The organism is Vibrio sp. 05-20-BW147 (genome assembly GCF_013369385.1).
Classification (GTDB): Bacteria; Pseudomonadota; Gammaproteobacteria; order Enterobacterales; family Vibrionaceae; genus Vibrio; species Vibrio floridensis.
In genome coordinates, this window is sequence record NZ_SZTO01000006.1 from 224909 (window position 1) to 240291 (window position 15383).

General features: G+C 46.5%; 13 protein-coding genes. 5 read left to right on the forward strand and 8 right to left on the reverse strand.

Translation table 11 applies throughout. The annotated features are described in order from the left end of the window. Positions 1-15: 15 nt before the first annotated feature. The 3 genes from FC652_RS07350 to btsR all read left to right on the forward strand — a co-directional run bounded on the left by FC652_RS07350 (position 16) and on the right by btsR (position 4099). On the forward strand, positions 16-1500 hold the full coding sequence (locus FC652_RS07350; RefSeq protein WP_011149556.1) for a carbon starvation protein A: 1485 nt from the start codon (positions 16-18) through the stop codon (positions 1498-1500). A 168-nt stretch (positions 1501-1668) separates the two neighbouring features. Continuing rightward, on the forward strand, positions 1669-3351 hold the full coding sequence (locus FC652_RS07355; protein ID WP_176298069.1) for a sensor histidine kinase: 1683 nt from the start codon (positions 1669-1671) through the stop codon (positions 3349-3351). A 19-nt stretch (positions 3352-3370) separates the two neighbouring features. After that, complete coding sequence (btsR, locus tag FC652_RS07360; RefSeq protein ID WP_011078592.1) at positions 3371-4099, forward strand: two-component system response regulator BtsR; 729 nt, start codon at positions 3371-3373, stop codon at positions 4097-4099. A 68-nt stretch (positions 4100-4167) separates the two neighbouring features. On the opposite strand, the gene ispH is transcribed toward btsR, so the two are convergent. The 6 genes from ispH to murJ all read right to left on the reverse strand — a co-directional run bounded on the left by ispH (position 4168) and on the right by murJ (position 11889). Then, positions 4168-5130, reverse strand: coding sequence for a 4-hydroxy-3-methylbut-2-enyl diphosphate reductase (gene ispH, locus FC652_RS07365; protein ID WP_011078593.1), 963 nt, complete (start codon positions 5128-5130; stop codon positions 4168-4170). Between the two features lie 20 nt (positions 5131-5150). Next, a complete protein-coding gene (fkpB, locus tag FC652_RS07370; RefSeq protein ID WP_060532465.1) occupies positions 5151-5582 on the reverse strand; it encodes an FKBP-type peptidyl-prolyl cis-trans isomerase in 432 nt (143 codons plus the stop codon). Between the two features lie 241 nt (positions 5583-5823). Further along, positions 5824-6330, reverse strand: coding sequence for a signal peptidase II (gene lspA, locus FC652_RS07375; RefSeq protein ID WP_011078595.1), 507 nt, complete (start codon positions 6328-6330; stop codon positions 5824-5826). A gap of 78 nt (positions 6331-6408) precedes the next feature. Beyond that, positions 6409-9255 (reverse strand): isoleucine--tRNA ligase, encoded by a 2847-nt coding sequence (gene ileS / locus FC652_RS07380; RefSeq protein WP_176298070.1) that lies wholly within the window; start codon positions 9253-9255, stop codon positions 6409-6411. A gap of 64 nt (positions 9256-9319) precedes the next feature. Continuing rightward, on the reverse strand, positions 9320-10255 hold the full coding sequence (gene ribF / locus FC652_RS07385) for a bifunctional riboflavin kinase/FAD synthetase (RefSeq protein ID WP_176298071.1): 936 nt from the start codon (positions 10253-10255) through the stop codon (positions 9320-9322). Between the two features lie 71 nt (positions 10256-10326). Next, positions 10327-11889, reverse strand: a complete 1563-nt coding sequence (gene murJ / locus FC652_RS07390) for a murein biosynthesis integral membrane protein MurJ (protein ID WP_176298072.1) — start codon at positions 11887-11889, stop codon at positions 10327-10329. Between the two features lie 248 nt (positions 11890-12137). Between murJ and rpsT the strand changes: the two genes are divergently transcribed. Further along, complete coding sequence (rpsT, locus tag FC652_RS07395) at positions 12138-12398, forward strand: 30S ribosomal protein S20 (protein ID WP_176298073.1); 261 nt, start codon at positions 12138-12140, stop codon at positions 12396-12398. Between the two features lie 123 nt (positions 12399-12521). Here rpsT and FC652_RS07400 read toward each other — a convergent pair whose 3' ends face one another. Both FC652_RS07400 and nhaR read right to left on the reverse strand, forming a co-directional pair. Continuing rightward, positions 12522-12818: a metalloregulator ArsR/SmtB family transcription factor gene (locus FC652_RS07400; RefSeq protein WP_176298074.1), complete on the reverse strand. Its 297-nt coding sequence runs from the start codon at positions 12816-12818 to the stop codon at positions 12522-12524. Positions 12819-12946: 128 nt separating this feature from the next. Next, positions 12947-13837 (reverse strand): transcriptional activator NhaR, encoded by an 891-nt coding sequence (nhaR, locus tag FC652_RS07405; RefSeq protein ID WP_176298075.1) that lies wholly within the window; start codon positions 13835-13837, stop codon positions 12947-12949. Positions 13838-14217: 380 nt separating this feature from the next. On the opposite strand from nhaR, the gene FC652_RS07410 reads away from it, so the two are divergent. Then, positions 14218-15366: a Na/Pi symporter gene (locus tag FC652_RS07410; protein WP_176298076.1), complete on the forward strand. Its 1149-nt coding sequence runs from the start codon at positions 14218-14220 to the stop codon at positions 15364-15366. Positions 15367-15383 lie beyond the last annotated feature (17 nt).

Here is a 15383-nt window from a genome sequence, read left to right on the forward strand (position 1 = left end):
CAAGGACAAATTGCTATGATGTGGTTTCTTACCTGTGTCGCAGCCCTGATTGGCGGATACTTCATCTACGGTGCTTTCGTTGAGAAAGTATTTGGTATCAATGAAAATCGCCGTACCCCTGCCCATACAAAAACCGACGGCGTTGACTATGTGCCAATGTCGACCAAAAAAGTCTACTTAGTACAACTACTGAATATTGCTGGCGTTGGCCCTATCTTTGGTCCAATCATGGGTGCCCTATACGGCCCTGCGGCGATGCTTTGGATTGTTGTCGGCTGTATCTTCGCTGGTGCAGTACACGATTACTTCTCTGGCATGCTTTCTGTGCGTAACGGTGGTGCTTCTGTACCGACTATCACAGGTCGCTACCTCGGCAATGGCGCAAAACACTTTATGAACATTTTTGCCATTGTCTTGCTGCTGCTTGTTGGTGTGGTATTCGTTTCCGCGCCGGCTGGCATGATCACCAATCTGATCAATGACCAAACCAGCTTCTCTGTGAGCATGACTACCATGGTTGTGGTGATTTTTGCTTACTACATCATCGCAACCATCGTACCGGTTGATAAAATCATCGGTCGCTTCTACCCACTGTTTGGTGCGTTGCTGATTTTCATGTCTGTTGGTCTGATGACGGCGATTGCATTCTCTTCTGAGCACACCGTGATGGGTGATTTCCAAGTCAGCGACATGTTCACTAACTTGAACCCGAATGATATGCCTCTATGGCCTGCTCTGTTCATCACTATTGCTTGTGGTGCGATCTCTGGCTTCCACGCAACGCAATCACCTTTGATGGCTCGTTGTATGGAAAATGAGAAAAACGGCCGTTTTGTCTTCTACGGTGCAATGATTGGTGAAGGTGTGATCGCATTGATCTGGTGTGCTATCGCACTCTCGTTCTTCGGCACACTTGAAGGACTCGCAGAAGCGGTGAAAAACGGTGGCCCTGGCAACGTGGTTTACAGCGCATCATTTGGTCTGCTTGGCGTATTTGGTGGCGTGATTGCCTTCCTAGGTGTGGTGATTCTGCCTATCACTTCGGGTGACACGGCGTTCCGCTCTAGCCGTTTGATTCTTGCTGAATACTTCAACATGGAACAGAAAACCCTACGTAACCGCCTGTTGATGGCCGTACCACTGTTCGTACTGGGTGGCATTCTGACTCAAGTCGATTTCGGCATCATCTGGCGTTACTTCGGTTTTGCCAACCAAACCACCGCTGTCATGATGTTGTGGACCGCATCAGCTTACCTACTGCGTCACAACAAGCTACATTGGATCACCACAGTGCCCGCTTTCTTCATGACAACGGTTTGTGTGACCTTTATCCTCAACAACAGCGCGCTGGGCTTTGGTTTGCCAATGCAACTCTCCACCATTGCTGGCGTACTCTTCGCGGCAGCGGTAACCGGTTACGTGATTAAAACATCAAAAGGCAAAGGCGAAACGGACCTTGCCGATGAGGAAAAACCTCAAGGCGTCACGGAAACCGCGTAATCAATCCACCTTTGCTTGCTAAACCCAACAGAGCCTGCCAAGTGTAGGCTCTGTTTTTATCCGCTAAACTCAGGCAGACTAACGCTTTCTCACTTTCGGTGTTGTCAAAAATCGTGACTCACAAACGCTGATGCCACCGACAACAAACAGTAGCCACGAAGAGGCAATATGGAACTGGTGATTTCACTGCTACAACAGATGTGTGTCTATCTTGTTTTAGCCTATATGCTCAGCAAGACCCCCATCATCTTACCACTGCTGAACATCTCATCGCGTTTGAGCCACCGTGTTCTTTGCTACTTATTGTTTTCCGCCTTCTGTATCTTGGGCACCTACTTTGGTTTACACATCAATGACGCCATAGCCAATACTCGTGCAATTGGGGCTGTCATGGGCGGCTTGTTTGGCGGGCCGATTGTGGGCTTTGCGGTGGGATTAACCGGCGGCTTACATCGCTACAGCTTAGGGGGGTTTACCGACTTGGCTTGCGCGATTTCAACCACGGCTGAAGGCTTGATTGGTGGTTTGCTGCATATCTATCTGATTAAGAGAAACAAAGGCGCACAGCTATTTAATCCCTCTGTGGTGTTTAGCATCACCTTCGTCGCCGAAATCATGCAAATGATCATTTTGTTGGTGGTCGCTAAGCCCTTTGATCAAGCCTATAACCTCGTCTCCACCATCGCTGCACCGATGATCATTGCCAATTCGGTCGGTGCCGCGTTGTTTATGAGCATTTTGCAAGACAGAAAAACCATCTTTGAAAAGTACTCCGCCACCTTTTCGCGTCGGGCATTGACCATTGCGGATCGCTCTGTGGGTATCTTGCACACGGGCTTTAACAGTGCCAACGCAGAAAAAATCGCCCGCATTATTTATGAAGAAACCAATGTGGGCGCGGTTGCGATCACCGACCAAGATAAGATCCTCGCGTTTGTCGGCATTGGGGATGATCACCACAAGCCTAATACGCCCATTTCGTCGCAAAGCACTCTTGATTCGATGAGTCAAAACGCCATCATTTATCTCGATGGTAGCGAGCGTCCATATCAATGCTCTCTCGCTTCCGACTGTAAATTAGGTTCGGCACTGATCATTCCACTGCGGGCAGGTAAAGAGGTGGTGGGAACCATTAAGCTGTACGAGCCGAAGCGCAAGTTGTTTTCAACCATTAATATGTCGATGGCCGAAGGCATTGCCCAACTGCTTTCCAGCCAAATTCTCTATGGCGATTATCAGCAACAACAAACGCTGCTGACGCAATCGGAGATTAAGCTGCTGCATGCTCAAGTGAATCCGCATTTCTTATTCAACGCGCTAAACACGATTAGCGCGGTGATTCGTCGCGATCCTGACAAAGCACGCGAACTGATTCAAAATTTGTCGCACTTCTTTCGCAGCAACTTAAAACAGAACATCAACACCGTCACACTGAAAGAAGAGCTGGCGCATGTGAATGCCTACCTCAGCATTGAAAAAGCACGTTTTGCTGACCGCCTAGAGATAGAGATTGATATCACACCAGAGCTGTTCGACATCAAACTGCCCAGCTTTACCTTGCAGCCTTTGGTGGAAAACGCCATTAAGCATGGTATTTCAAATATGCTGGAGGGAGGACGGGTATGCATTTACAGCCAATCTTGTGAGCAAGGTGATGTCATCGTGGTCGAAGATAATGCAGGTAGCTATCAGCCCCCAGCAGAAAATCATTCAGGACTGGGAATGGAAATAGTCGATAAACGGCTGACGCACCATTTTGGGCGTGACTCAGCACTAAAAATCGAGGCGAAAGAGCATCAATTTACTAAAATGAGCTTTATCATTCCCCGCAGCCATCACACTGCAATTTAGCCAACAAGGTAGTAAACGGATGTTGACCGCACTGGTAATCGACGATGAACCTTTTGCTCGCGAAGAGCTTACAGACCTGCTTAGCGAAACAGGTGACATTGATGTGATTGGCGACGCCGCCAACGCGATTGTCGGCTTAAAGAAAATTAATGAGTTAAAACCGGATGTGGTGTTTCTCGATATTCAGATGCCGCAAGTCACGGGCATTGAACTGCTGGGCATGATGGATCCAGACACCATGCCTTACGTGGTGTTTGTCACCGCCTACGATCAATACGCCATCCAAGCCTTTGAAGATAATGCGTTTGATTACCTACTCAAGCCCGTTGATCCGGAACGCTTACGTAAAACGGTTAAACGTCTAAGTAAAGCCGCCAGTCATTCCGCCTTGAGCCAGCACATCGCCAGTTTAGCCCCTGAGACCCTCGATCAAATTCCCTGCATTGGCCACAACCGCATTGTGATTATGGCGACAGAGAGCGTCGAATGCGCCTACAGCGACATCAGTGGTGTGCATGTGCGCTCAGCCAGCCAAACCGCCAGTACTCAGCTCACGTTAAAAGTTCTGGAAGAAAAAACCTCATTGGTGCGCTGCCACCGCCAATACCTGATCAGTATTAAAGCCATCAGCGAGATCAAACTGCTGGAAAATGGTTTAGCGGAAATCATCACTAAAACTGGATTTGAAGTGCCCGTCAGTCGCCGCTACCTGAAATTGCTCAAAGAGATGCTGGGACTCAGCCATTAAAAATGGCGATACTGAGATCGCCATTAGTAGGGTCTATTGACCTTAGGTATTCAAATCAGGGTGACTCGTTAGTCAATCTGCTTAATTTGCAGCTCTTTAGGCACTTCAAAGAACATGTTCTCTTCACGGCCTAGCACTTCTTCAACCGATTGAGCACCCAACTCTTTAATGCGAGTTAGGATTTGATTGACCAGTTCTTCTGGTGCAGAGGCCCCTGCCGTTACGCCCACTTTGACTTTGCCATCAAACCATTGTGGCTCAATGTCTTGCGGACAATCTGTTAAGTAAGCAGGTGTGCCTAATTTTTCCGCCAACTCTTTTAGACGGGTCGAGTTTGAGGAGTTCTTTGACCCCACCACCACCACCACATCAACATCTTTCGCCAATTCACGCACCGCATCTTGGCGGTTTTGTGTCGCATAGCAGATATCGTCTTTGCGTGGACCTTGAATTTCTGGGAAAACACGACGCAGTTCATCAATCACATCCGCGGTTTCATCCACCGATAAGGTCGTTTGGCTCACGTAGTGCAAGTTGCTCGGATCTTTAACAATGGCTTTCAAGCCAAGTACATCTTCCGGTTTTTCTACAAGGTACATGCCACCCTGCAAGCTGGCATATTGACCCATGGTGCCTTCTACCTCTGGGTGACCCGCATGACCGATCAGCACCACTTCCATATGCTTACGGCTGGCTCTCGCCACTTCCATATGTACTTTTGTCACCAGTGGGCATGTCGCATCAAACACAGTTAGCGCACGCTCTTTGGCTTCCTGACGCACCGCTTGAGACACACCATGAGCAGAGAAAATAACAATATTGTCGTCTGGCACTTCATGCAGCTCTTCGACAAAGATCGCGCCGCGCTGCTTTAAGCCTTCCACCACAAAACGGTTGTGCACCACTTCATGGCGTACGTAGATAGGCGGTTGATAGAGTTCCAGTGCACGCTCAACAATACTGATGGCACGGTCGACACCCGCACAGAATCCACGTGGGTTCGCTAACAAGATTTTCATTTCATTGCTCATGGTAGTTTTCTTTTCGCTGGCTATTCTACTGACAAAATTTCAACTTCAAAAGTCACATCTTGGCCTGCAAGTGGATGATTGAAATCCACCGTCACTGAATCACCGGCTATTTCAGTAATAATGCCAGGGATCTCCATGCCATCCGGCCCACTGAACGCCATGATGGTGCCGACTTCCACTTGCGCTTCGCCAACAAATTTTGTGCGGTCCATATGGTGAATATGGTCTGGGTTAGGCATGCCAAAAGCGTCCGCCGCTTTTAGCTCAATCGCTTTGTTTTCCCCAACGGTGAGGCCGAGCAAACACTGCTCAAAATTCTCACTTAAACTGCCATCACCCATAACAAACTTCGCGGGTTTGCCCATATTGTGCGTGCTGTCTGCGACAGAACCGTCATTCATTTTGATCGTAAAATGCAGTGTGACTGCGGAATTATTATTGATTGTACTCACGTTACTGCTTCCTTGAGGTCATTATTGTTTTTCTTGGTGTATACCCTAAATAGTGGGAGTTGCGGCTAGGCGACAAGATAATTCATCCCTATGAGCATAATGCGCTATGTGATTAGGGCGGCCGGCGTACCGGGAAATTATCGCAGTCAACAACGCTGCTGCTTCAAATATGACGGGTATACTAAAAAGCGTCGCCAGAATCAACCGACGACGCTTAGGGTTATTCGCGATCTCGCAAAGATTACTTCTCTTCTTCCTTTTTCCGGAAGCCGTCGAGAATGATCATCGCCGCACCAAGACAAATTGCCGTGTCGGCTAAGTTGAACGCAGGCCAATGGTAAGTACCCCAATAAAAGTCGAGGTAATCCACCACAAAGCCATGCACCATGCGATCAAACACGTTGCCAATCGCACCACCAATGATCATGGCATAAGCGACATTATTCCATTTTTCTGCCGCTGGTAGCTTGCTCATCCAGTAGGTCAATAGACCCGTGACCACAAAGGCAATACCGGTGAATAACCAGCGCTGCCAACCGGCTTGATCGCTCAAAAAGCTAAACGCCGCGCCATAGTTATGCACATAGAGCAGATTAAAGAAAGGCAAAACCTCAATGCGATTTGCCCAGCCATACCCCATGTTTTCCATCACAATGAATTTAATACCGATATCGGCTAAAAACACCACCAGTGCCAGCCACAACCAACGTACACCCGTTTGTTTGAATATCTGCGCTTTACCGCTCATCTTTCTTCCTAAAAATAACCCCAGTCGATACTGGGGCTATAAAATTTAAAAAAAGTTCAATCGTATTGAAGGGACCGATTAAGCGAACTTACGCGCTTCACCTTCACCATCCACGTTTGACACACAACGGCCACAAATCTTCTCATGACCTTCAATCGTGCCTACGTCTGGAGTGTGGTGCCAACAACGGTCACACTTCTCAGCTTCCGTTGCACGAACTTCGACGAACAGACCTTCGATGTCGGTGGCTTGCGCAGCATCTGACTTCTCGCTCAATGGTTTCACTGTTGCTGCAGACGTGAGCAGAACAAAACGCAATTCATCTTCCAGCTTGTTGATTTTCGCAGCTAGTGCATCGTCAGCAAATAGAGTCAATTCTGCTTGTAGAGAACCACCAATGGTTTTATCACTACGTGCCGCTTCCAGCAGTTTGTTCACCGCACCACGCACTTTCTGCATTTCAGACCAGAATGCGTTATTCAGTTCTTCGCCTTCAGCAAGACCAAACAGACCATCGAACCACTCACCAGTGAAGACGAACTTGTCACGGTTTTGTCCATTAGGAAGAGAAGTTGGTATTTCGTTCCAAATTTCATCGGCAGTGAACGACATAATCGGTGCCATCCAACGAACCAAGGCTTCTACGATGTAGTACAGCGCAGTTTGACAGCTACGTTGCGCGTGACCACCCAGTTTGGCGGTGTACTGACGGTCTTTGATCACATCAAGATAGAATGAACCCATCTCGATAGAACAGAAGTGCATCAAGCGCTGTGTGACTGCGTGCGTGTTGTACTCATCGTACGCTTTAACAATTTCATTTTGCGCCGCCAGTGCACGACCTACTGCCCAACGGTCAAGCGCAACCATCTCTTCAACTGGCACGATATCCGTTTCAGGATTGAAGCCGTTCAAGTTGGCAAGGAAGAAGCGCGCTGTGTTACGAATACGGCGGTAAGCGTCAGCTGAACGTTTTAAGATTTCGTCAGAAACCGCAACTTCACCCGTGTAGTCTGTAGAAGCAACCCATAGACGCAAGATATCTGCACCCAGTTTGTTGGTGACATCTTTTGGTGCAACCACGTTACCGATCGATTTCGACATTTTACGACCATGGCCGTCAACCACGAAACCGTGCGTCAACACTTGCTTGTAAGGCGCTTTGCCTTTCATCGCAATCGAAGAGATCAATGAAGATTGGAACCAACCACGGTGTTGGTCTGAACCTTCAAGGTACATGTCTGCTTCCGCACCGTTGAACTCTTCACGTTTATCGACCACTGCGTAGTGAGTCACGCCGGAGTCAAACCAAACGTCTAGAGTATCCAAGACTTTCTCATATTGAGCTGCGTCATCACCCAGCAATTCCGCTGCATCGATATCCCACCATGCTTGAATGCCTTTTTGCTCCACCACTTGAGCGACTTTTTCAATCAGCTCAGACGTGTTTGGATGCAGCTCTGCGGTTTCTTTGTGTACGAAAAGGGCAATTGGCACACCCCAAGTACGTTGACGTGAGATACACCATTCAGGACGACCTTCAATCATCCCTTCGATACGGCTTTGACCCCATTCAGGCATCCACTGAACACCTTTGATAGACTCGAGCGCTTTAGCACGTAAGCCAGCTTGGTCCATAGAAACGAACCATTGAGGTGTCGCACGGAAGATGATCGGCGTTTTATGGCGCCAGCAATGTGGGTAGCTGTGCTCGTAAGCATGGTGATGCAGTAGCGCGCCTTTTTCTTTTAGCGTTTCTACTACAGCGTCATTCGCTTTAAATACGTGCTGACCAGCAAATAGTTCTGTGTCTGGTAGGTAAACACCGTTTGAGCCCACTGGGTTTGCCACTTCTAGGTTGTACTTTTGGCCAACCGCAAAGTCTTCCTGACCGTGGCCAGGCGCAGTGTGAACCACACCAGTACCTGAATCAGTCGTCACGTGATCACCAAGGATCGCCGGAACAGTGAAATCGTAGAATGGGTGTTGGAACTGAGTAAGCTCAAGATCCGCACCTTTGGCAAAACCAAGGTTATGGAAGTGCTCGATACCCGCACGATCCATCACATCTTTCGCCAATTCCGCCGCAACGATAATACGCTCAGGGTTGTCACCCTCAACTTGGATAAGCACGTACTCAAGATCATCACGCAGACACACTGCGCGGTTTGCAGGAAGTGTCCAAGGCGTAGTTGTCCAGATGACGATGGAAACGTCACCCTGACCTTGATGGCCTTCATTCAAAGAGAATTTCGCTAATAGTGCAGCTTCGTCAGTAGCCTTAAAGCGCACATCAATAGAAGGAGACACTTTGTTCTTGTACTCAACTTCTGCTTCTGCCAATGCAGAACCACAATCGGTACACCAGTGAACAGGTTTGAAACCTTTCAATAAGTGACCGTTATCAGCGATCTGACCAAGCGCACGGATGATGTTGGCTTCCGTCGTGAAGTCCATGGTGCGGTAAGGTTTATCCCACTCACCCATGATGCCAAGACGTTTAAAGCTCTCTTTTTGACCTTCTACTTGGCCCGCTGCGTATTCACGACATTTTTCACGGAACTCAGCAGCAGTCACTTTTTGACCTGGCTTACCCACTTTTTTCTCTACCATCAATTCAATTGGCAGACCGTGGCAGTCCCAACCTGGAACGTAAGGTGCGTCAAAACCTGAAAGTGTTTTGGATTTAATAATAATGTCTTTAAGAATCTTGTTTAGTGCGTGACCAATGTGAATATCACCGTTTGCATATGGAGGGCCATCATGCAACACAAATGATTTCTTGCCTTTTTTCGCTTTACGGATTTCACCGTAAAGGTCTTCTTGATACCAACGCTTTAGCATTTCTGGCTCACGTTTAGCCAGATCGCCGCGCATCGGAAACCCTGTTTCAGGTAAGTTCAGGGTATCTTTATACTCACTCATCGATTCTTAATTCCGTTATATTGGGCGAAAGTTAGACATTATGTTGTTCGGTGGAATAAACCGTTCAACGCTTTAGCTGACGCAGCCACACCCTTGCTGCCTCAGCATCCAATTCAATTTGCTGTTTGAGTGCGTCAAAAGACTCAAACTTCTTTTCATCACGCAGTTTATGCAAAAGTACCACTTCTAACTGTTTGCCATACAAGTTGGCTTGAAAGTCGAATAAATGTACCTCTAACTGCTGACGAACACCGTTAACCGTCGGTCTTTGGCCAATATTGGCCACACCACCAATCGGTTTGTTATCCAAGCCTAGCGCTTGAACGACATACACGCCAGAAACGGGAGAAACACAGCGTTTTAGCGGAATATTGGCGGTAGGGAAACCTATCGTCCTGCCTAATTTACGGCCATGTGAAACACGCCCGCTAATGCTGTAATCCCGCCCTAACATTTGAGCGGCAACCGCTAGCTGATCGTGAGCAAGCGCTTCACGAATGGCGGTACTACTGACTCTTAACTGCGCTAAACAGAAGCTTTGGGTATTCACTACGGTGAAACCGTATTTTTTGCCCGCTTCTTGCAGCATGGCAAAATTGCCTTGTCTTGCTTTACCAAAACAAAAATCATCGCCAACAACGAGAAACTTAACACCCAAACGTTCAACCAACAAGTCGCGAATAAAGGCATCCGCATCTAAGGAAGCGAAATGACGATTAAAGTTGACGCACAACAATCGATCGATCTCAAGCTTAACCAATTGGACAAACTTATCGCGTAAACGTGTTAAGCGTGCAGGGGCTTTCTCTTTGGCAAACAACTCCAAAGGCTGAGGTTCAAATGTCATCACGACAGAAGGTAACGACATTTCCCTAGCTCGCAGAGAGACTTGACGCAACACTTCTTGGTGCCCTAAATGCACACCATCAAAGTTACCTATGGTCAATACACAGCCGCGATGCTGTGGTTTTATATTGTGTATACCTCGTATCAGTTCCATTTGGATACAGCGAAATGCCTCTATTTTCGTTTTATGCAGTGTCAAACTGGCGGATTATATACCAATCCACCTTACTCTGTCCCAGCTTTTAGGTCTTTTACCCGAATCCCGAGCAAAAAGGCACAAGCAACGTACGCCAATGCGCCAAAGCCGATCAACATCGTCAACATTGCGGCACGATGGGCGGTGGTCCACTCGAGCCAAACACTCATCTCATCAAGTTGCCACAAAATCGCCGCCACCATCACCGCACCAGAAACCACTAAACGACTGATAAATAAAAACGTACGTCGAGAAATTTTATAAACACCAGCGATATGCAAACCTCGGTACAACAGTGCCATGTTAACAAAGGCAGACAAAGCGGTCGCGATAGCCAAACCAACATAACCATAGAACCAAGCAAAAATGGCGTTAAACACCATGTTGGTCACCATAGCAACAATGCCATATTTCACTGGCGTTTTAGTGTCTTGACGAGAATAGTAGCCGGGCGCGAGTACTTTAATCAGCATAAAGTTCAACAACCCAGAAGCGTACGCCAAAAGAGACAGAGAGGCTTGATGCACATCTTGTGGGGTAAACTCACCACGCATAAACAGCACCATCAGCATTGGCTTGGCCAATACCATCAAACCGAGCATTGCTGGAATGCCTAGTAAGGTGACCATGCGAACCCCCCAATCCATGGTATGGGCAAACCCCTCGCTGTGTGCATCCACATGTTTGCGAGAAAGCGCAGGAAGGATCACCGTCGCAATGGCAATACCAAATAGACCCAGAGGGAACTCAAGCAAACGATCAGAATAGTAAAGCCATGAAATCGAACCGGTTTGCAGGAAACTGGCGATAAAGGTATCAAACAATAAGTTAATTTGACTGACCGATACCCCAAATAAAGCGGGGATCATCAAGGTACGGATTTTGACCACGCCCGGATCGCGCCAACCCCACTTCGGTTTGACTAAAACCCCCGCTTTAATAAGGAAGGGCATTTGAAAAAGAAACTGTACTAAACCACCTAGAAACACACCAATCGCCAAGCCCACTTCAGGTTGAGCCATGATCGGTGATATGTACCATGCACTGAAAATAATCATCACGTTGAGAAAAACGGGTGTAAATGAGGACACCGCGAATTTGCCCATGGTATTGAGAATCGCACCAGACAAGGCAACAAAGGTGATAAACCAAAGATAGGGAAAGGTGATTTTGAGCATAAAGCTGGCAAGCTCAAATTTTTCCGCAGCTGGCCCACCATGTAACCAGTCAATAAACCATCCCGCGCCAAACAATGCCGTGACAACGCCAGAGCCAAGGACACCTATAACGGTAACAATGGACACAATTACCCCCAAGGTACCTGATGCTTTAGCGATGAGATCCCGTGTTTTGTTTAGATCGCCACTGGCGTGGTATTCCGTTAGTACTGGCACAAAGGCTTGAGAGAACGCGCCCTCTGCGAAAAGCCTTCTTAAAAAATTCGGAATTTTGTTGGCAAAGAAAAATACGTCGGCACTGGCACCTGCACCCATTAAATTGGCGACAACCACATCGCGCACTAAGCCTAAAACACGAGAAACCAACGTCATAGCGCTGACGATCATGCCGGACTTGAGTAGTCGTTTACTCACTGTAACCTCGAAATAACACCATAGCTTAACTTTTATCCGCCTTTTGTTATCAATGAAGCGGATATTTATTAGCATTGGTCTAAAAATGCTGTTAGAATCCCGCCATCTTAACCGCGATGACCTTTCTTACCAAAACATGTTTTGGCTACGTTTGGTTTTTGCACAAATCATTTGACAATCGGGCATAAATGAGGGATATTCCTCGCCCTTAAATTGTCACCGAACTAAAGTTTTTGGGAGTTAGACCCTTGGCAAATAACAAATCTGCTAAGAAGCGCGCTATCCAAGCTGAGAAACGTCGTCAGCACAATGCTAGCCGTCGTTCAATGATGCGCACTTACATGAAGAAAACTGTTGCTGCAATCGCTGCTGGCGATAAAGAAGCTGCAACTGCTGCATTCGCTGTAGCTACACCGATCCTAGACCGCATGGCGACTAAAGGCCTTATTCACAAGAATAAAGCAGCTCGTCACAAGTCTCGTTTCGCTGCACAAATCAAAGCTCTTTAATAGAGTCTTGATTCAGTGAAAAAAAGCCGGCTCTATGCCGGTTTTTTTATTGCAATTAAATCACTGATATAAAAAAGCTGGCTTGTAAGCCAGCTTTTCTTTTCTACATGTAACACAAAGGCATTATGCTTCGCAATAAAGGCTATGCAGCAGTTTAATCATTGCTTTTACTTCTTCACTTTTCAGAGTGTAGTAAACCGTTTGTGCTTCTTTACGTGTGGTCACCAAACCATCACGACGCAACCACGCCAAGTGTTGCGAAAGTGCCGATTGACTCAACTGCAGTTTGGCACACAGCTCCCCCACCGAGAGTTCTTGATTGTGTAGCATACATAAGATTTGCAGACGTCTTTCATTGGCCATGGCTTTAAGCAATACGACAGCTTGAGCAGAATTTTGCTCCATATCTTTTAAGTTCATGTGTTGGTCCTCTAGCTACAACTCACATGTCTCAACGGTTGTTGCAGATAGTTGTGTTAAACAATTTTATAATTTAGATTTATATTTTTGTAGATAGTAATCTATTTAGGGTATTAAAGGGAACGGTTTCATTCAAACAATTGGCTAAAATCTGCATCACAGACGTTCTTAACCGCTGGATGCTGGATCATACGTTCCGCGAATATGACGTAATATTCTTCCTTGAGATCGTCCACATGACCGATCAACTGAAGTGTTCTGTCTTCTTCTACTTCTAGCATGTATACCGTGGGCGCAAGAAAAATCACATCATCGTTGTAACGAGCAAAGGCTTTCATCAATGCAACATCATCAAACTCTCCCAGCACATCCGGTTGGATGCCTTGACGATCAAACCATTGTAAAACCTTACGTCCCATCGCCGTTCGGCTTCCAGGAATCAACAGTTTTTTCTGCTCCAAAATTGCGGGAAATTCAGCATTATCTATTTTAGTGGAAGAGAAGAAACTCATGCTTGATTCTCCCAGTTTCTTACTATATAGGCCGGGGCTTTGTGTCGAATCGACAGGGCAATCAGACAGAATCATGTCGAGCTTATGTTGTGCCAAACGCTCCAACAACAATTCGTGTGTCGATTCGTAACAACATAAATGGATTTTTTTGTCTTTAGGTACGGTGATCTTCAGCACCTTACTTACTAACCGTTTTGACAACGCATCGGCAACACCGACCTCAAATAGAATATTGGCATGCTGGCTGTAGTTGACGATATCCAACATCTCATAACTCAAGCCAAACATACGGTCAGCGTATTTGAATACCAATTGCCCAAGCTCCGTTGGCTCAACGGTACGGCCGTTTCGTTTTGTCAACTTGCCTTTCATTCGATCTTCAAGTGCTTTGATTTGCCCGGTAACCGTTTGAGGGGTAAGAAACAGCGCATCGGCCGCCTTAGTAACGGAACCTTGCTTACAAACCATCCAGAAATAATAGAGGTGATTATAATTGAGATGTGACATAACCCTTCCTTAAAAGAAACCACTGTCGCTCCTGAGAACAGAACAAATATGACAGACGTCGCCAATTATATCGGGAAAACCGAACTTAAATCGCTACAACATTAAAAAAAACAGAACCAATCAATTTCATATTGTCATATTTTGTGACATAAGCCTCATCAATCGAACAAAAAACAACCTCTAAGAAAATCATAAAAAACAAATTAAAATCAAAAACTTAAACTGATTCATTTTTTGATTCAGAAAATTAATCTGTGATCTTTGATGAAAAAATCTGGATGACACCGAACTGTCATATTACTGAAATATTTCATCTCTACTATCAGCCTCAGTTTCAACAACAGACCAAACTGAGATTTAGAAGGTCAATGGAGAAAATTATGATGAACCAAGCTACTACGGCAGCAACGCCAATTTCGAGCACAACTCGTTGGCTTCGCTGGGCTAACTTGGCATTCATGTTATATCTACTGCTACTTGCAGTATCTATGGTTGGCAGTGGCTTTAAACTAGCAACTGGCGATCAAGCCAAAATTCTTTTTGAGTTTGCCTCTCACCCAGTCGCTGGCCTAATGATAGGTCTTGTTGCCACCGCATTAATTCAATCATCCAGTACAGTGACCTCAATAATCGTTGGTCTTGTTGCGGGTGGTTTACCGGTAGAAACCGCTATTCCTATGGTTATGGGTGCAAACATTGGCACCACAGTAACAAACACCTTGGTTTCTCTTGGCCATGTACGTTGTAAAGAAGAATTTAAACGCGCTTTCGCAAGTGCGACGATTCACGATTTCTTTAACCTGCTCGCTGTTGCTATCTTCCTACCATTAGAGATGATGTTTGGAATTTTGCAGAAAATCTCTCACTGGTTAGTGTCGCCACTACTGAATACTGGTGATATGAGTATGAAAGGGTTTGACTTCATCAAACCAATTACCAAACCAGTCGTAAGCGCAGTGAAAGGTCCATTAAGCACTTTTGGTGATACTTTTGCGGGTGTTGCTCTGATTGTACTAGGCATTGCGACCATCTTCGTTGCTATCACGGTGATGGGTAAATTGATGAAAAGCCTGATGGTTGGCCGCGCTCGTGACATCCTGAAGAATGCAATTGGTCGTGGTCCTATCCACGGTATCGTATCAGGTTCTATTGTAACGGTATTGGTTCAGTCGTCATCGACGACGACAAGCCTAATGGTTCCACTGGTTGGTACTGGTGTACTAAAAGTACGTGATGTTTACCCATTTACTCTGGGTGCGAACATTGGTACTTGTATTACCGCACTGCTTGCAGCGACGGCAGTTTCTGGTGAGTTTGCTGTGTTTGCTCTGCAAATCGCGTTGGTTCACTTAACCTTTAACGTATTAGCGACACTGTTTATCTTTGGTATTCCGTTCCTGCGTGAACTGCCAATCAAAGGCGCCGAGTTTATCTCAGAGATGGCGATCAAGAACAAAGCAGTGGTAGCTGGTTACCTACTCGCTGTCTTTATCTTCATCCCAGGCACGATTTTGGCGCTGACCGCATAATTGTTTGTTACGCAAAT